Origin of the sequence: Microtetraspora glauca (assembly GCF_040656155.1) — a bacterium.
Classification (GTDB): Bacteria; Actinomycetota; Actinomycetes; order Streptosporangiales; family Streptosporangiaceae; genus Microtetraspora; species Microtetraspora glauca.
In genome coordinates this window covers 22,839-40,695 of record NZ_JBFALK010000038.1, presented here as the reverse complement: position 1 = coordinate 40,695, position 17,857 = coordinate 22,839, and the positions used below count along the sequence as shown (strand labels likewise).

Below are 17,857 nucleotides of genomic sequence, written 5' to 3'. Positions count from 1 at the left end.
ATCCGCCAACGCGACCAGAATCGACTCCGCCAGGCCGGCCTGCTCATCGGTCAACCGGCCGGTCGCCGCGCAGATCGCCGTCACATACCCCTCCGACAGACTGTCGTCAGCGAACCGGGCCCGGACTACAGGCAGACGAGCCAGCTCGACCGCGAGCGCGACCAACCGCCCTGCCCCCGCCGCGCTCATCCCCGCCGCCGTCCGCAACCACAACTTCGTCGACGCATGCCCATGCGCCCTGGCCTCACCAGCGGCGTGGACCCGCTCCACTCGCGCCGCGACCGCCGAAACCAGCCGATCCCGCGCGAACAACAGATCCTCTACCTCGGCCAGACACACAGGCGCGGACTCCGGCACCACCGCGAGCGCCAGAGCGGACGCCGTCTCCCGGACCGACGCCACCAACGGCCACGACACCCGACCCGCGCCCCTCGCAGTAGCACGGGAGGGGTCGTCGGCGCCTGAAGCCCCGGCGGCCTCGCCGCCACTAAGAGGCTCGCCCCCACTCAGAGGCTCGTCCCCGCTCAGAGGTTCATCTTCGCCCGGAGCCTCATCTTCGCCCGGAGCCTCGTCTTCGCCCGGAGCGTCGCCGTCGCTGGAAGTCTGGTCACGGGCAGGGGCATCGGCATGGCTTGGGGCGGCGGCCGCGCTGTGGTCGGTGGCGCTCAACCTTCCGTCGTCCGTGGGGCCCTCGATGGGGAAAAGGGGCGATTCGGGGGAAGCGCTGTGGTTGTCAGTGGCGGCGCCCGGCTTTTCATTGTCGACGCGAGCGGAATGGACGGAGTCCTTGTCGGGGGCGAGAGCCGAGCTGCCGTCCGATTTCCAGGCCTTCGTTCGAGCCGTGATTCGTTCCCACCACTCGGCATCGCATGGACCGGTCTGAGAAGGGCGCTCGTGCCGCGAAAAGAACTCCAATGACCCGAAGAGCTCCATCGCGCCCGCCCCCTCTCTCGAATATTCGAACGTGCATATGAATAATGCCATGTCCGAACACGTGCTCGCAACGGATTTGTGGCGAGGATTAAGAAGTTATTTTGAAATCAAATTTCATAATATGTCCCTTATTGGTGGGCGTAGTGGTGCACCAATGAGCGTTGTTCAACCTGAAGTGGCAGGTCACAAGCCCGTTGCAGGTCAGCAGTCTTGATCACAAATAGAGAAGCCCCTGGTGAGTGGGTTGTCGACCAAGAGCAACACCACTCCAGGAGCTTCGAGTGCTGTTCTACCGTGCCGCAAAAACGGGTGAGGTATCTCTTGGGTGGCCGACATGTGTCTGTCTACCGGCATACTTCTGTCGATGCGTCTCGGGTTCGTCCGCCGCTTCCGGTTGGCGTGCGTCACGGGGCACGCCCTTCGGCGTTTGTTGCTTATCAGTGGGCCGACGTTAGCTCGCAACGGGCGGCGCGTGATCCATGACCTTCGCAACTCGATGGTCGCCTACTCATGATCAGGGAGCGATGGCCTTGGTCGGGTCCACGTGCGCCTGTGGATGCTCTGCCATTCGGATTCCGGGTCTTGCCGAATCGTATGCGGTCACGGTCGGCCGGTTGGTGCAGTCTGAATCCACCCAAGAGTTGGTCTAGGGGTGAAATGTCCCCGCTGGGCGCCATAATGGGCGATCGGGACCTCTCTCCACGTGCATTCGGTCCGTATTCTGGTCAATTAATTCAAGGCGTCACACGCAGGATCAATCCCACCAGAATGACCAGGCGTTCTTGCCGCAGATCTGCTCGGCGTAGTCCGCGAGCGTTCCGGGCCCCTGCAGGATGCTGTCGGGGCAGAACGTCCAGTGCTCGGCGGCGACGTGCAGCGCGTGCTCGAAGGTGGCCGGAGGCGCGGCGACGCTGAGGTCGAGGGTGTTGAATCCCATGCCGATCACCCGTACGCCGAAACGTTCCTCCCAGCTACGCACGACGGCGGCCAGGGGGACGGTCCATTCGTTGTGGTGCACCGCGCCCTGCCAGCCCATCACCGCGAGGGCGTCGGCACCCCGCTCGACCGCCGCCAGACCGAGTGGTGTGCGGCGTCCGGCCACGATCCGGGCGTACCAGTCGGCCACCACGTCGGGGTCGGCCACCAACCGGCCGGGTTCCGCCGTGCCCGGACAGTCCTGGCCGTAGGGCGCGAGGTCGGCCACTCCACCGGCGAGCAGGTCCTGCCAGACCTCCGCCATGAACGCGCCGGCCCGGTAGTTGTCGATCTCGGACGCCGGCTCCGGCGCGATCTGCCCCGCCGACCAGGGCTGTACGGAGTCTTCCAGGAGTACGGGCCACAGGCCGGACCGGGGGTGTTCGGCCCGTAGGTGGGCCCACAGCGACGCGGGGACGGGCGCGTCGCTGAGCCAGAACGAGGGGCGGCGGTGCGTCCGGAGCTTGTCGTACTCCGGATCCGGCCACACCAGGGACCCCGGCGGGAGGCCGGACGGGAGGGCGCGGTCGCCCCCGCCGTCCGTGAACAGTAGCCCCAAATGTTCACCGTCGTCCGTTCTGATCACCACTACCCCAGGATCTCAGAATCACTGTCGGAGTCACCTGGGTCCATTCCACTTCTTCGCGGTGGACCAGATTGAGTGCTGTTCGAGTGGGTGTGCGGCGATCTCAAGCCGAGCAACGTCCCGAGAACGCTCGACGGCCCGGTATGTGGAGCACGGTCATGCGCCGCGTCCACTGGAAGGCGGATCAGCCGCGACCGCAGCCCAGATCCTCGGGAGCCGCGGTCTCCGGCAGGTGGCGCCGCCATTCGTCCTCCGTCAGCGGGCGGCCCGCGACGGCGCACACCGCCTTCTGCGGATCGTCGGGAAGGTTCGTGCTCCACAGGCGTACGGTGCCGTCGTCGCCCGCGCTGGCCAGGACCTTCCCGTCCGGGCTGAAGACGAGGGAGGTGACGAATCCCTGGTGACCCTTGATCGGCGCGCCGATCGGCCGGCGGGTGGCCACGTCCCACAGCCGGATCTCGCCGTCACGGCCCGCGGTGGCCAGCGTGCGCCCGTCTGAGCTGAACGCCGCGGCATCGGCGCCGCCGGCGTGGGCCTGCCATGGCGCGCCGATCGGCCGGCGGGTGGCCACGTCCCACAGTCGGATCACGCCGAAGTCGGGGTCGGTGGGGTCGAGCCAGAGCGTGACCGCGTGGTGGCCGCTCCTGTCGATCTCCACGACATCGGCGCTGGCCTCCTCGGTCTTCTTCGTGGTGCGGCCGGTGGCGACATCCCAGAAGCGCAGCACCCCGTCCACCCCGGCGGAGGCCAGAGTTGCGCCATCAGGGCTGAAAGCCATGTCCGCGATGCCGTCGATGGGGCCGGTGATGACGTTGTTGTCGGGGTCGTGTCCCGTGAGGTCCTCTCCATGACCTGTCATGACGCGGCTGAGGGGGCGGCCGGTGGCCAGGTCCCATACCTGGATGTCGTTCCTTTCGGCGATCGCGACCGAGCGCCAGCCCGGGCTGAACGCGATCTGCTGCATATTCCCGTCGCAGCGATGCCCCTACGCGGCGGCCCGTCGCACGATCTCGAAGCACGAGCTTCCCATCCTGCGCGACGGCGACCGTCCGCCCGTCCGGGGATACGGCGAGCGCGCCTGCCGGAAGGGTTTGACCTCGCCTGCCGTCGGTCGTCCACTGCTGGAGCACGTCGTCGATGGCAACCGTCAACGCGCTGCCGTCGGAGCCGAAGGACAGCACCTTCGCGTAGCGGTCGGAGGAGGTTCCGGCCTTGCTGAGCGTTATAGGATCGCCGATCCGGGCCAGGGTGGTGGTGTTCCAGAGCCGCCCCGTCCCGTCATGGGACGTGGTCCACAGGCGGGCGCCGTCGCTGGTGAAACTCATCGCGACGATGTCGTCGGTGTGGCCGGTGACTGTCGTCCCCGTACGGCGGCCGGTTTTGACGTCCCAGTATTGGACGCTTCGGTCGACGGCCGTGGCCAGGGTCGAGCCGTTCGGGTTGACGGCGAATTTCTCGATCTTCCCCGTGCGGATGGGATCGCCCATGCTGCGGAGCGAGGACGCCTGCCAGAGCCGGACCTCGCCGTCGTGGTACGTCAGGAGAATGCCGCCGTGGAGGCCCAGGAAATCCACCTTGACGGGGAGGTCGGACAGCCGCTGCCCGGTGACCCTGTCCCAAACGCGCATGGTCTCGTCCTGGACGGTGAAGATCGTGCGGCCGTCGGGACCGAACGCCATCTGACTCGTGTCGGGAGGTCTTCTCATCGGCGAGCCTGCGGGCTTGCCCGTAACGACGTCGTAGAACCTGATCCGCTCATCGAGGGTGGCCACAGCGATGACTTCGCCGTCCGGGCTGAAGCCGACGGTGTCCACGCGGCCGTTCGGGTCGGAGACGTCGGGGACCGGCATGATGGGCGCGTTGACCGGCTTGCGAGAGGCCACGTCCCACAGGCGTACTGTATGGTCCTGCCCCACGCTGGCCAGGATCTTCCCATCGGGGCTGAAGAGCGTGCCGAAGATGGAACCGGTGTGGCTGTCCGGCAGGGTGCCGACCCGCCTGCGGCTCTTCACATCCCACACCTCGATCGTGTCGCCGGTGCCGATAGTGACGATCACGTCGCCGTCGGGGCTGATGCCTCCGGCGGTCGAAACGGGCATCACCGTCTGCGCCGTGGTGGCCAGGAAGTCGAGCATGCCCTGCCGGGCTTCGCCACTGTGCCAGATCTGCCACGCGGCTGCGGCCAGCAGGCCCGACATGAACGGATCGCTCTGCCGCACGGCATGACTCCGGTTCATGACCGTGGCCGAGAGTGAGCGGGCCTCGGCCAGAGCCCGCTCGTTGCTCGTGCTCATCCAGGTGACGCCCGCGATCGTGACAAGCGCCACCGTCGCCGCGAGCCAGGCGAGACCCTTCCTGCGGACCTTCTGGGCCGAGGCGGTGAGGAACGCCTCGGCCACCGGCTCCAGCGGCGGGTAGCGGTCCCGGTCGCCGGCCTTCCAGCGGGCCACTGTCTTCCTGACGCTCCTGATCCGGCGGCGGCTGTAGAGCGAGTCGCGGCGGCGCCCATTCCGTTTCCAGCTCTCGGCCTCCTGGTGCAGCTCGGCGATGAGCAGGCGTTCCGCCTCATCCCCGTTCAGCCATCCACGCAGGCGCGGCCAAGCCGTCAGCAGCACGTCGTGAGAGATCTCGGCGCTGTCCCTCCCCAGCACTATGAGGCGCATCGCGGCGAATCTCTCCAGAACCGCCCTGGACTCCGCGTCGTTCACCCGCACCGCCCGCCGGACGTGGCCGCCGTCGGGAGTGATCTGGGTCAGGCACTGGAACAACGTGGGGACCAGCTCCTGCTGCGCCGGCGGCAGGGCGTGGTAGACCTCCTCCGCCGCAGTGCGGACAGCGTTCTCGATGCCGCCCGCCGCGACGTATCCCCGCCGGGTGAGCCGGTCGCCTTCGCGTCTTCGCCAGGTCATCAGCATGGCCTGGGACAGCAACGGCAGCACGCCCGTGTCGTCGGAGCGTGACCCGAGATCGGCCGTGATCATGTCCGCCAGGCCGCCTTCGAGCTCCAGGCCCGCCAGTCTGGCGGGGCCCATGACGGCCTGCAGGCGTTCGGTGTCCTTCATGCCGCCGAGGGTGAACGACCGGGAGTTCTGGGCTTCGTTCAGCAGGTCATACGGGGTGCAGTGGGCCCAGTAGTCGGCACGCAAGCCGAGTACGACGATGGCGGGTGGCCGGTCGTCCGAGCCGACAGGCTTCTCTGTGATGGCGCGCAGAATCTCCAGGAACACGGAGACCTGCTCGGGTGACCGTCCGGCGGCGATCGTGAAGATCTCCTCGAACTGGTCCACGATCAGGAGCAGCCGCCCGGGGGCACCTCCTCTCGCGTGTACCAGGAGGAGTCGGTAGACGATCTCATGTGCCAGGTGCGGTTCGTCGACGACCCGTTCGAGCGGAGCGGCGGATTCGGGGCCGAACGCGACCGTCAGGTGGGCGATCAGCTCGGTCAGAGGGGACGCGGTGGGAGTGAGTATCGCGCGCGGCCACCGTACGGCCTGGGGCAGCTTTTCGTGCCCCGCCGAGAGGCAGGGCAGCAGCCCGGCACGCAACAGGGACGTCTTGCCCGCGCCTGACGCTCCCGCGAGCAGCAGCAGGCCGGAACCCGTCATCCGGGCGGCGACCGCTTCGACCAACTGCTCAGACACCCGTTCTCGGCCGTGGAAGAAAGGAAAGTCCTCCGTTCGCCCGGGCGGGGTGATGCTCGTTCTTCGTCCGGAGGATCCAGCGGCGGACACCCCGGTGAATCTCGTCGCGTACCGGTTCGGGTAAGTCCTGATCGTCGGCGGCCGTGCTCATCGGTTCGACCTCGCCTCCTCGGCGAGAGAGGGAATAGTGAAACGGCAAACGTACGGCTATCTTTTCAAGTTCCGGGTCCCTGTCCCAATAGTCCTCACTCCCTGCTCTCAACTAGTTCGCAGGGAAGAGCCCGCTTCATTATGAAAAGTGCAGGTGAAGGCCTATTGGAGTGATACGGCGATGGTTGCGGCCATGTATTTGGGATCGACATATTGTCTGGCGCCATGCTGATGGGTTCGGCGTCACGACTTTGAGGACGGCGTCCGAGTCGACGCCGTTGACAGCCGAAGAAGTGAAATGTTCCGCTCAGCTGCCATGCGGCGGCCGGACATCGGCGCCGCGTGCGCTCAGGGGAGATCCAGCCGGCAAAGACCTTCGGCCAGTGCCTTCGTGGTCAGGCGCGTACGGCTGTCGCACCCCAGCTTGGCGAAGACGTGCTCCAGGTGGGTGGTGACCGTCCGGACGCTGAGGACCAGAGCGGCGGCGATCTGGGGGTTGGAGTCGCCCCGCGCGACCCGGGTGAGCACCTCCAGTTCCCGCGCCGTCAGTTCGTACGGCAGGGCGCAGGGACGCTCGGCGATGAGGGCGCCCTGGATGGAGCCGTGGAACCCGACGCCGGCGCGGTGGACGCGAAGCTCCCGCCACTGGCCGGCCCCGTCGAGCCACAACCCGCGCCGGGAGAGCTCACGCGAGTCGATGAACTCGCGGGCCAGCGCCGCCATGGCCGGCTCGGTGGCCAGCGCGTCGGACGGGGGCCAGCCCGCCACGGTACGGCACCGCCCTCCGCGCTCGAACGCCAGCGCGCGGAATCCCGGCGGCAGCCCGAGCGTGTCGATGACGCACCGGGTGAGGTCCGTGACGTGCGCCAGCGCGGGGGAGACCGCGGAGATCACAGCGGTGGTCTCCGGAGGAAAGGCGTCCCGCGTGTGGAGGTGCAGCAGCCCGGTGTAGCGCCCCTCGGAAAGGAACAGCGGCGTCGTGATCCCGGCCTGCCAGCCGTACGGCTCCAGGTGGCGGCGGAAGTACCGCTCGGTGCCGGGGGAGCCCATGACCAGGGGCTCCTTCAGCGACATCGCCCGGCGATAGGGGGCGAGGCTGGTGTATTCCTCCGCGGCGTCGGCGTCGACGCGGGCGTACCCGGCGGACACCAATGACCGGTGGCGCCCGGTCGCCGGATCGAACGCGACGAACTCGTAGGCCTCCACCGGGATCACCTGACGCAGCGCCGTCATCGCACCGTGCGCCCCGTCCTGGGCCACTCGAAAGCCCAGTTCGGCGACCGCGTGGAGGTGGCGCGCGCTCAGGCTGATCTGATCCATGGGGTCCTCCAGGATTAGCGTGCCCGAGATCGGTTTGGCAAGGAATACGTAAACCATCCGATGTAGGCGCTTGAACCGCTCTTTACCCTCACCGCAACAGTAGAGGCGGAGGATCAGTGACGCTCAGCAGAAGACGAACCGCCGCGCTCGCGGTGGCGGCGGTCATCCTCGGCGGGGTCAGCGGATGCGGCGGTTCGGGCGACGGGCAGGACAAGCAGGGCGGCGGGGACGCGCAGGCGCCGAGCCGGTTCTCGGTCGCGCTCACCGAGCCGGACCACCTGACACCGGGCAACACGTCGAGCAGCTATTCGATCGCGGTGCTCGACACCATCTTCGACACCCCCGTGTACATCGACGCCGACGGCAAGCCGCAGATGCGCGCCGCGGAGTCGGTGACCAGTTCGGACCAGAAGGTCTGGACCATAAAGATCAAGCAGGGCCAGAAGTTCAGTAACGGCGAGCCGGTCACGGCCGAGAGCTTCGCGGACTCGTGGAACGCCTCGGCGTACGGTCCGAACGGCTGGACCAACAACTACTACTTCGGCAACATCGAGGGCTACGACGCGCTGAACCCCGAGGAGGGCCAGCCGACCACGGACAAGCTGTCCGGGCTGAAGGTCGTCGACCCCAACACGTTGGAGGTCACCCTCACCGGCGCGTTCAGCCAGTTCCCGATCACGCTGGCGTACATCGCGTTCGCGCCGATGCCGAAGGCCGCGTTCAAGGACCTCAAGGCGTACGACCAGGCTCCGATCGGCAACGGCCCGTTCGAGCTCGACGGCGCGTGGCAGCACAACAAGCAGATCGCGGTCAAGAAGTCGGCGGCGTACGCGGGTGAGCGCGCGGCCCAGTCGGACGGCGTCGACTTCAAGATCTACGCGAGCAGGGACACCGCCTACACCGACCTGCGGGCCGGCAAGGTGGACCTGCTGACGACGATCCCCCCGGCGAGCGCGCCCGAGGCGAAGAAGCTGCTCGGTGACCGCTTCGTGTCGACGGCCGGCGGCACGATGGACTACCTCGGCTTCCCGACGTTCGACAAGCGGTTCGCCAACGCCGACCTGCGCAAGGCCGTCTCGATGGCCATCGACAGGCAGGCGATCGTCGACGCCGTGTTCAACGGCGCGTTCAAGCCGATGTCGTCGCTGGTCGCCCCGCTCGTGCCCGGCTATCGCGAGGGCGCCTGCGGTGAGAGCTGCGCCTACGACCCGGCGAAGGCCAAGCAGCTCTTCGACAAGGCCGGAGGGTTCAGCGGCACGCTCAACCTGTACTTCTCCAACGCCGACCCCAGCTACGAGCAGTGGATGACCGCGGTCGCCAACCAGCTCAAGCAGAACCTCGGCATCCAGGACATCAAGTTCCGCAAGATCCCGGCCTCCGACTACCTGACCACGCTCAGGGAGCGGAAGGAGGACGGTCCGTTCCGGCAGAACTGGGTCATGGACTATCCGAGCCCGCAGAACTACCTCGAGTACATGTGGGGTGAGGGCAACCGGATGGGCTGGGAGAACAAGCAGTTCAACGACCTCGTCAAGCAGGCCAACGAGGCGGCGAGCGTCGAGGCCAGCCTCCCGCTCTACCAGCAGGCCGAGGACATCGCGCTCGCCGAGATGCCGCTGATCCCGCTGTGGAACTGGCAGGACCAGTCCGGCTACACCAAGAGGCTGGGCAACGTGAAGCTCACCGCGTATACCAACAACCTCTACACGATCACGGTCGACCGGCAGTGAGGTACGCCGTCCAGCGCCTGATCCAGGCCGTCCCGGTGTTCGTCGTGACCACCTTCCTGATCTACACGATGGTGTTCGCACTGCCGGGAGACCCGATACTCGCGCTGGCCGGCGACAAGCCGGTGCCCGAGCAGGTGCTCGACGTCATGCGCGAGCGCTACCACCTGAACGACCCGCTGCTCGTCCAGTACGGGCACTACATGCTCGGGGTGTTCAGGGGGGACCTCGGTGAGACCTTCACCGGGCAGCCGGTGAGCGAGCTGCTCCAGGACCGGTGGGCGGTGACCGCGCAGCTCGCGGTCACCGCCTGGATCTTCGAGCTCGTCGTCGGCATCGGCCTGGGGGTCCTCGCGGGCCTCCGCCGCGGCGGAGTCGCCGACACGGCCGTCCTCGCCGGTACGACGTTCGTCATCGCGGTCCCCGTCTTCGTGGTCGGGTACACCGCGCAGATCCTGTTCGGCCTCAATCTGGGGCTGTTCCCGACGGCGGGCACGGACGAAGGCTGGCCGGTCAGCTACCTGCTGCCCGGCATGGTCCTCGGCTCGTTCGGCCTCGCCTACGTCGCCCGCCTCACCCGGACCTCGCTCGTGGAGAACCTCCGCGCCGACTACGTCCGTACGGCCACGGCGAAGGGGCTGCGACGCGGGCGGATCATCGGGCTGCACGCCCTGCGCAACTCGCTGATCCCGGTGGTGACGTATCTCGGCATCGACTTCGGCAACCTCATGGCCGGGGCGGTGGTCACCGAGGGCATCTTCAACCTGCCCGGCATCGGCCAGCAGGTGTTCCAGTCCATCCAGCTCCAGGAGGGTCCCGTCGTCGTCGGCGTCGTCACCCTGCTTGTCATGATCTTCATCGTCGCCAACCTGGTCGTGGACCTCCTGTACGGCGTGCTCGACCCGAGGATCCGCCGTGCTTGAGACCATGCCCCAACCCAGGCCAGAACCCGTGTCCGACGTCCCGGACGAGACCGAGAAGGCCCGTGGCTCGCTGTGGCACGACGCCTGGGTGGAACTGCGCGGGCGGGTCGTGTTCTGGCTGTCGGCGGTCATCCTCGTGCTGGCCGGCGCGATGGCGGCCTTCCCCGACGTGTTCGCCGCGATGGGCCCGAACGAGAACTGCAACCTCCGCATGTCGAAGCGGGGCCCCGGCGGTGGTGCGGTCTTCGGCTACGACCTGCAGGGCTGCGACTACTGGTCGCAGATCGTGCACGGCGCCCGGGCGTCCATCATGATCGGCGTCGCGGTCACCGTCTTCGCCTTGGTGATCGCCATCGTCCTCGGGCTGGTCGGCGGCTACTACGGGGGCGTGCTTGACGCGCTGATCTCCCGCGTGACGGACGTCTTCTTCGGCATCCCGTTCGTCCTCGGCGCGACCGTCGTCCTGGTGGCCTTCCCCGGCCACGGGATGTGGGCCATGACGCTGGTCCTCGTCGTGCTGGGATGGACGACGATGACCCGGCTGATGCGCGGTCAGGTGATCGCCGTGAAGGACATGGACTTCGTGGCCGCCGCCCGCATGCTCGGCGCGGGCGACCGGCGGATCATGTTCCGGCACATCCTCCCGAACGCGATCGCGCCGGTCTTCGTGGTCGCGATGCTCAACGTCGGCAACGTGATCGCCGGTGAGGCCACTCTCGACTATCTCGGCGTCGGGCTGCAGTACCCCGACGTGTCGTGGGGTCTGCAGCTCAACGTGGCCCAGGCGTTCTTCGCGGAGTATCCGCACCTGCTCGTCTTCCCCGCGCTGTTCCTCACCGCCACCGTGCTGAGTTTCCTCATGCTCGGTGACGTCGTCAGGGACGCCCTCGACCCGAAGCTCAAATAGCGGCCTCGGCGCCCCGGCGGAAGCAGAAGTCTCCGGCACCGTCCTGACCCGGTACCGGAGACTTCGTCGTTCTTCGGCCGTCCTGAGGCCGTGTTCTCAGGAGGCGGCGGGTGCCGCCGGGCCGTCGACGAGCAGCCGCTCCAGCACGCGGACGCCGAACTCCAGCCCGTCCACCGGCACCCGCTCGTCCACCCCGTGGAACATCCCGAAGTAGTTCAGGTCACGAGGCAGCATCAGCGGCGCGAAGCCGTACCCCCGGATGCCGATCTTGGCGAACGACTTCGCGTCGGTGCCGCCGCTCATCACGTACGGCACCGGGTGGCCGGTCGGATCCTCGGCGCGGAGGGCCGCGGTGAGGCTGTCGAACAGGCCCTCGGCGGGGGAGGAGACCGCGTCGTCGAGGCTGACGAACTCCCGGGTGACCTTCGGGCCGAGCAGCCGGTCGATCGTCTCCAGGAACTCGTCCCGGAACCCCGGGAGAAACCGGCCGTCCACGTGCGCGTGCGCCGCGCCCGGGATGACGTTGACCTTGTACCCGGCCTCCAGCATCGTCGGGTTGGCCGAGTTGCGCAGGACGCCCTTGAAAAGCGTGGCCGCCTGGGGCAGCCGCTCGATCTCCTCGTCCAGCCGGTCGATGTCGATCGTCGTGCCGAGCGCGCGGGAGAGCCCCTCGATCAACTGCGCCACCGCGGGCGTGAGCCGCACCGGCCACGCGTGGTCGGCGATCCGGACGAGTGCCCGGGACAGCTCCACGACGGGGTTGTCGGCGGCGGGCTTGGAGCCGTGCCCGGCGACACCTTTGGCCGTGAGCCGCATCCACGCGGTGCCGCGCTCGCCCACCGCCACGGGATAGATCCGGGTGTCGCCCTGGTGCCAGCTGAAACCGCCGGACTCGCTGATCGCCTCCGTGCAGTCGGCGAACCAGTCCCGGTGCTTCTCGACGACGTAGCCGGCGCCGTACTCGCCGGTGGCCTCCTCGTCGGCGACGAACGCGAGCACGATGTCGCGCCGGGGACGCACCCCGCGCCGGGCCCACTCGCGCACCGCCGTCAAGGTCATGGACAGGGTGCCCTTCATGTCGACCGCGCCGCGGCCGTGGACGCAGCCGTCCTCCACCTCGCCGGAGAAGGGGTGCAGCCGCCACTCGGACGGGTCGGCCGGGACGACGTCGAGGTGGCCGTGGATCAGCAGCGCGTCCGGGTCCGTGCCGTCGCCGGAAATCCGGGCGAGCACGCTGGTGCGCTGCGGGGCGGACTCCACCACCGTCGGCTCGATGCCGACCTCGTCGAGCAGGCCGGCGACGTACTCGGCGGCCTTCCGCTCGCCGGAACCGGGATTGGTGGTGTCGATCCTGATGAGGTTGGAGCAGATGTCGGCGACCTCGGTCATGCGGTATCTCCAGGAGTGAACGTCACGGGTTGGGGCCTCTCAGCACGAGCGGCGGGACCTCAGGCGTCGGGAAGTCGAAGATCAGGCCGTAGAAGGCGAGCTCGGCTTCCAGCACCGCGACGATCGTCTCCTCGCGCCGCCACCCGTGTTGTTCCCCGGGAAACGCCAGGTACGCCCAGCGTCCGCCGTGCCGGTCCAGCTCGGCGGCGAACCGCTCGGCCTGGGACGGATCGACGATCGCGTCCTCCAGGCCGTGCATGAGCAGCGCGGGACCGGACGCCTGGGCCGCGTGCAGCGCGGGAGAACGATCGATGTAGCGCTGCCGCGTCTCGGGAAGCGGGCCGATCAGCCCGTCGAGGTACCGCGACTCGAAGTCGTGGGTCTCCGCCGCCCAGCTCTCCGGGTCGGCGATCGCGTAGTGGGCGACGGCCCCGCAGAACACGTCGCTGTGCACCAGCGCCGCGAGGGAGGTCCAGCCGCCCGCGCTTCCGCCTCTGATGGCGACCTTCCCGGCCCGGCCGTCGGTGAGCAGCCGGCGTGCCACGGTCTCGGAGTCCCGGACGTCGACGATCCCCCAGTTGTGCCGCAGCCGTTCACGGTAGGCCCGGCCGTACCCGGTGGAACCGCCGTAGTTCACCTCGGCCACGCCGATGCCGCGGCTGGTGAAGTACGCGACCTCCAGGTCGAGGATCGGCGCGGCGGCGCTGGTCGGCCCGCCGTGCACGAACACGACGTACGGCGGAGGCCCCTCGGCCGTGCCCTCCGGGGAGGGCGAGCGGAGCGGCGGGTAGAGATGGGCGTGGACCCCGTCGATCGTCACCGACTCCGGCGTGGGCAGCAGTTCCGCCGGGGGCAGGTTCTTCGCGGGGGACAACGTCTCCCGCACGCCGGTCGCGAGCTCGATCCGCACCACCTCGTAGGGCCGGTACGGCGAGGCCGCCACGCCGACGACGTGGGTGCCGTCGGTGGACAGGGTCGGGGACCAGTAGGTGGCGTCGCCGCCGATCTCCCTCGGCGGCGCGCCGCTCTCGTCGAGCACGCCCAGCCGCCGCCGGTCGGCGGTGCCGTACATCGTGACGAGGCTGCCGCCGGAGACGGCGAAGAACGTCTGGCCGAGCTTCCACACGGCGTCGCCGAACTCCATGGGCAGCGGCGTGAGATTGCGGGCCACCGCGCCGGTTGACGCCGTCTCCCCGCCGCTTGTCTCCCCGCCGCCTGTCTCGCCGCTGTCCGGGGCGCCGGGCGGGAGGTCGAGCGGGACGAGGTGGATGTTCCACCAGCCGGTCGTGTCGGTCACCGCGTACAGGCTCCGCGCGTCGCGCCACTCGGCCTGGGCGACGGCGCCGCCCGCGACGACCGTGTACGGCCGGTCCGCGAGGGGGGCCTCCTCGGCGGAGGCTCCGGACGTGCCGTCGAGAGGGGCCACGCAGAGCTCGGTGGCGTCCCATGGCATGTCCGGGTGGTTCCAACCGATCCACGCGATGTGTCGCCCGTCGGGGGAGATGCGCGGATTCATCAGGAAATGTTGGGCTTGGATGACGACACGGAGCGGCCCGCCGTCGAGGGGGACCGCCACGATGGCCCGATCGCGGCCGATCTCCCGTACGCACCACACCTCGTCGCCGTGGATCACGAGGTCGCCGTACCGGGCCGGGCCCTCGGGGGTGAGCGGAACCGGCTCACCGCCGGGAGGGCAGAGGTAGAGCCGCTGGTCCGCCCAGTTGGTGAACACCAGCGAGCCCTGATGGGAACGCCACGACCGCCCGCCGTACTCGATCACCCGGTTGCGGGCGTTCCAGCCCTTGGGGAGCACGTCCTCGACGGTCCCGTCGGCGCGGCGCCGTACGACGCAGCGCCGGCCGCCCTCATGCGGGCGCGGCTCATCCCACCACACTTCATTTCCGGAAATTTCCACCCAAAGCGGTCGATCATCCACCCGGGCCACGTCGATGGCGCTGATGCTCACCGGTTCGGTTCGGCTCACCAGTTTCCTTCGGAGAGAGGGAGTGGGACGTCCGGCGGGTGGACCACATGGACGATCCCCCCGCTGCTGGAGCCGCGCAGCCAGACGTTCTGGAACGCCTCGCGCGGATAGACCCGTCGCACGGTCTCGTCTGAGGGCGCGGCCGGATCGTTGGCGATCACGTCGCCCGCCGGGGTGATGCCGGTGACGACCATGATGTGCCCGCTGGTCGAGTAACCCGATCCGGGCAACTCATGCTCCTTGAACGACTGCGACGTGATCACCGGGATGCCCGCGCAGATGAAGAGCTCCAGCTCTGACAGTGAGCGTAGCCGGGTGACGAACCCCTCGAGCCCGTAGCGGCCCGCGTAGGCCACCCCGAACGGCCAGTTGCCGGTGCCCTGGTAGCCGTGGTCGTACATGTCACGCGCGGCGTGGTCCACGCCGGGGCACGGATCGTCGGGGGAGACCCACTCCAGATCCTCCGGGGACGGGCCGCGCCCCCAGTAGCCCAGCACCATCGTGAACGAGGCCGGGCTGCACCAGGACTCGCCGCCGCCGTCCCACTGCGGCTGGTGGCCTGCGTGCACCTTCTGCGATCGGCGCGGCACGTTCAGCTCGACGCCCGCCGCCTCGGCGCGGGGCGCCCGTGCCGACCGCGCGTCCTGCGCGAGCCGCGCGATCCGGGTCAGCTGTGCGTCCTGAGCGTCCAGTGCGTCCTGGGCGTTCGCAGCGGGGGTGGCCGGTGCGGCCAGGAGGGCCGCCGCGGTCAGAGTGGCATGGGTGGCTTCTGCGGCCATGGTGGTGTTCGCGGCCGATGCCGGTTCGAGGGCCGGGACCTGGTCCGGGGACTCGTCGGCGAGGGGCCGTCCGGCCGGCGCCGTTCCCGCGCCTGCCGTCCCCGTCACTGTGGTGCTGACCGCGCTCGCGGGTCCTCCGGGGGGCACGGCCGACGCCATCACGCCGATGGATCGTATCGAGGCGCCCTCGCCGTACAGGGTGATCCGGATCCGGTAGGCGACGATCGGGCGGGTGGCGACGAAGGTGTCCACCGCGACGTCGCCGTCCTGGTCGCCCTGTCCGGGCAGGGAGGTGCGGTGGATGTCGGTGTCACCCTCGGCCCAGCGGCCCATGCAGTACCACTTGGTGAGGGCGCCGCCCATCGTGCGCGCCTGGAGCTCGACCTCCAGCCATGCTCCGGGAGGTGTGTTCGCCGTCCAGGACGGCACCAGCTCGGTCGCGGGGAAACCGATCTCCCGTTCCGGCGAGGTCCAGCGGGTGTACGTCCAGCCCCTGCCACCGTCACCGTCGATGTCGCCGTTTCCGCCAGGGTTGCCGGGTGAGAGGCCGAACGGATCGAGGTAGACGGCCACGCCGCTCTCTTGGCCCTCGAAGGACCACCGGTGGAGTACAACGCTGCTCACGCGTGCCGACGACGGGGTGACCACCTTGTTGATTGTGGTTTGCGACCCTAAGCGGCGCATCGGATGGTTTACGTATTGGTTTACCTAACCGAAACATTGACCGTGCATGCGGCGCGGCTGCGTGCGCCTCCGGACCGGACATATGCGACAAAACGGTGCGTAGTACTCTCGTCACTGTACGTCGAGGGCCCTTCGCAGGCGGACGCGTATGGCACCACACATGCGGACACCTGAGGTGAGGCCGTCAACCGGGGGTGTCTGCATGGATACATTGCGCCTCGTCCTGGTTTTCCTCCATCTCGTTGGATTCGCCGCCCTGCTCGGCGGTTTCCTTCGCCAGATGCAGCTGCGAATGATGGTGATCGGCCGTCCCGTCATCATCGCCGCCGTCGCCCAGTTCGTCACGGGCGCCGCGCTCGTATGGATCCGTACCGCGCTCGACATGTCGGTCGCCGACGCGAAGATGATCGTCAAGGCGGGCCTCGACCTGGCCATCCTGCTCCTGGCGGTCGCCGGAGTGCGGGCCAGGCCGCCGTGGATGTTCTACGGCGTCGGCGTCTTGGCCGCGGCGGCCACCGGAGTCGCGGTCTTCTGGACCTGACCGGCACCGCGTGCCGGGGATTGGTCGATGCGATCTGTGCCGCACGCGCCGACGATGATGGGCGCCTCGTCCGCCCCTCGGCCTCAGAGGTAGAGGCCGGTGGAGGTGGTGGTCTCCGGTGCCGCGAGGCCGCGCCCCTCCCGGAGCGCGAACAGCTCCGCGAGGGTGGCTCCCTCCGGCCCGATGCCCGCCGCGCCGTACGGGGAACCGGACGCGCCGGACGCGGTGCCGGACGTGCCGTCCGACGTGTTGAGCCAGGCCGCGGCCTCGTCTGGAGCCAGACGTCCGATCTCGATCTGCGCCAGGCATCGGCCCGGCCGGACCACCGCGGGGTGGAGCTGGTTCAGGTCCTCGTTCGTGGTGATCGCCACGAGGACGTCCCGCCCCTGCCCGAGCAGGCCGTCGGTCAGGTTGAGCAGCCGGGACAGGCCCTGACCGGTGGACTGCTTGGCCTCGGCGCGGATCAGCTCGTCGCAGTCCTCCAGAACGAGCATCCGCCAGCGGTGCTCCTCGTCGTGGTCGGGGCAGTCGCAGCCGACCGCCACGTCCATGAGGTATCCGGGGTTGTTGAACAGCCGCTCCGGATCGAGTACGCAGTCGACCTGGCACCAACCGGCCCACTCGCGGGCGAGCGTACGCAGCAGAGTCGTCTTGCCGGTCCCCGGCGGGCCGTGCAGCAGGAGCAGGCGGCCGTTCACGTCCTTCGGCGTGATCGCCATGAGCTGGTCGAGCCGGGTCTTGGCGGCGCGCGGGTAGTTGGGCCTGATCCCGTCCCAAGGGGAGGTCGTGATCGGCTTCGCGGAGCGGCGCTTGCCGTGGTCGGACAGCCACACGAAGCCCATCGCGACGTGGTCCTCGTCCTTGGCGGACGTGTCCTCCGCGCCGCGGGTCGCCTCGTCGAGCACCGAACGGGCCAGCTCCTCGCTGGTCGCGGTCACGGTGAAGGTGGCGGACCTGCTGCTGTAGCGGACCACCCGCAGGGTCCAGCCCTCGCCAGAGATCAGGCGTGACTCGTGACCGTCGCTGTGCTGGGCGACCCGGAGCACCCGCCCGCCCGGAGGGACCGTCGCGGCGTCCAGCCGGACCCGGTCGACGGTGGTGCTGCGGGACCACGGTTGCGTGCCCGTGGCGAACGGCGAGAGGGCGAGCGCGTCGATCACGTCGGCCGGGCTGTCACCGTCGTCGAGCCACACGTTCATCGGCAGCGGCTCGCGGGGTTCGGGGCTGGAGGAGAAGTCGACCTCCTTAACGATGGACATGCCTGCCATGATCCTCGTGCATTGTTGGCGTGTCGACGGATTTAGCACTGTTCGTCGAT

Annotated in this window: 14 protein-coding genes; 5 read left to right on the top strand and 9 right to left on the bottom strand. The window is 68.8% G+C overall.

Annotated elements, in window-relative coordinates:
* On the bottom strand, positions 1-405 hold a 405-nt coding region (locus AB0I59_RS40775; protein ID WP_358142152.1), incomplete at its 3' end, for a DUF222 domain-containing protein.
* A gap of 577 nt (positions 406-982) precedes the next feature.
* Here AB0I59_RS40775 and AB0I59_RS40770 point away from each other — a divergent pair.
* Positions 983-1,147, top strand: coding sequence for a hypothetical protein (locus AB0I59_RS40770; RefSeq protein ID WP_358142149.1), 165 nt, complete (start codon positions 983-985; stop codon positions 1,145-1,147).
* Between the two features lie 540 nt (positions 1,148-1,687).
* Here AB0I59_RS40770 and AB0I59_RS40765 read toward each other — a convergent pair.
* The 4 genes from AB0I59_RS40765 to AB0I59_RS40750 all read right to left on the bottom strand — a co-directional run bounded on the left by AB0I59_RS40765 (position 1,688) and on the right by AB0I59_RS40750 (position 7,605).
* Positions 1,688-2,497: a DUF4253 domain-containing protein gene (locus AB0I59_RS40765; RefSeq protein ID WP_061261494.1), complete on the bottom strand. Its 810-nt coding sequence runs from the start codon at positions 2,495-2,497 to the stop codon at positions 1,688-1,690.
* Between the two features lie 181 nt (positions 2,498-2,678).
* Positions 2,679-3,272: a WD40 repeat domain-containing protein gene (locus AB0I59_RS40760; protein ID WP_358142146.1), complete on the bottom strand. Its 594-nt coding sequence runs from the start codon at positions 3,270-3,272 to the stop codon at positions 2,679-2,681.
* Entirely contained in the window at positions 3,256-6,225 is a 2,970-nt protein-coding gene (locus tag AB0I59_RS40755) for an nSTAND1 domain-containing NTPase (protein ID WP_358142143.1), read from the bottom strand. The genes AB0I59_RS40760 and AB0I59_RS40755 overlap by 17 nt, the downstream gene beginning before the upstream one ends.
* Positions 6,226-6,633: 408 nt before the next feature.
* On the bottom strand, positions 6,634-7,605 hold the full coding sequence (locus tag AB0I59_RS40750; protein WP_061261489.1) for a helix-turn-helix transcriptional regulator: 972 nt from the start codon (positions 7,603-7,605) through the stop codon (positions 6,634-6,636).
* Positions 7,606-7,721: 116 nt separating this feature from the next.
* Here AB0I59_RS40750 and AB0I59_RS40745 point away from each other — a divergent pair, with 116 nt between their 5' ends.
* The 3 genes from AB0I59_RS40745 to AB0I59_RS40735 are packed head-to-tail and all read left to right on the top strand — an operon-like array spanning position 7,722 to position 11,162.
* The gene (locus AB0I59_RS40745; protein ID WP_358142139.1) at positions 7,722-9,335 is read left to right on the top strand and encodes a peptide ABC transporter substrate-binding protein; all 1,614 of its coding nucleotides are present in this window, start codon (positions 7,722-7,724) and stop codon (positions 9,333-9,335) included.
* Positions 9,332-10,255: an ABC transporter permease gene (locus tag AB0I59_RS40740; RefSeq protein ID WP_061261487.1), complete on the top strand. Its 924-nt coding sequence runs from the start codon at positions 9,332-9,334 to the stop codon at positions 10,253-10,255. Before AB0I59_RS40745 ends, AB0I59_RS40740 begins: the two co-directional genes overlap by 4 nt.
* Entirely contained in the window at positions 10,248-11,162 is a 915-nt protein-coding gene (locus AB0I59_RS40735) for an ABC transporter permease (protein WP_358142135.1), read from the top strand. The genes AB0I59_RS40740 and AB0I59_RS40735 overlap by 8 nt, the downstream gene beginning before the upstream one ends.
* Positions 11,163-11,258: 96 nt before the next feature.
* Here the strand turns inward: AB0I59_RS40735 and AB0I59_RS40730 are convergent, their stop codons facing one another.
* The 3 genes from AB0I59_RS40730 to AB0I59_RS40720 are packed head-to-tail and all read right to left on the bottom strand — an operon-like array spanning position 11,259 to position 15,938.
* Positions 11,259-12,551 carry a M20/M25/M40 family metallo-hydrolase gene (locus tag AB0I59_RS40730; RefSeq protein WP_358142132.1) on the bottom strand — a complete coding sequence of 431 codons (1,293 nt, stop codon included), beginning with the start codon at positions 12,549-12,551 and terminating at the stop codon, positions 11,259-11,261.
* 22 nt (positions 12,552-12,573) lie between these two features.
* Positions 12,574-14,535: a prolyl oligopeptidase family serine peptidase gene (locus AB0I59_RS40725; protein WP_358142129.1), complete on the bottom strand. Its 1,962-nt coding sequence runs from the start codon at positions 14,533-14,535 to the stop codon at positions 12,574-12,576.
* Positions 14,532-15,938 carry a C39 family peptidase gene (locus tag AB0I59_RS40720; RefSeq protein WP_358142126.1) on the bottom strand — a complete coding sequence of 469 codons (1,407 nt, stop codon included), beginning with the start codon at positions 15,936-15,938 and terminating at the stop codon, positions 14,532-14,534. Before AB0I59_RS40720 ends, AB0I59_RS40725 begins: the two co-directional genes overlap by 4 nt.
* Before the next feature lie 262 nt (positions 15,939-16,200).
* Between AB0I59_RS40720 and AB0I59_RS40715 the strand changes: the two genes are divergently transcribed.
* The gene (locus tag AB0I59_RS40715) at positions 16,201-16,539 is read left to right on the top strand and encodes a hypothetical protein (RefSeq protein ID WP_061261484.1); all 339 of its coding nucleotides are present in this window, start codon (positions 16,201-16,203) and stop codon (positions 16,537-16,539) included.
* 83 nt (positions 16,540-16,622) lie between these two features.
* Here the strand turns inward: AB0I59_RS40715 and AB0I59_RS40710 are convergent, their stop codons facing one another.
* On the bottom strand, positions 16,623-17,798 hold the full coding sequence (locus AB0I59_RS40710) for a DUF5925 domain-containing protein (RefSeq protein WP_358142123.1): 1,176 nt from the start codon (positions 17,796-17,798) through the stop codon (positions 16,623-16,625).
* Positions 17,799-17,857: the final 59 nt, after the last annotated feature.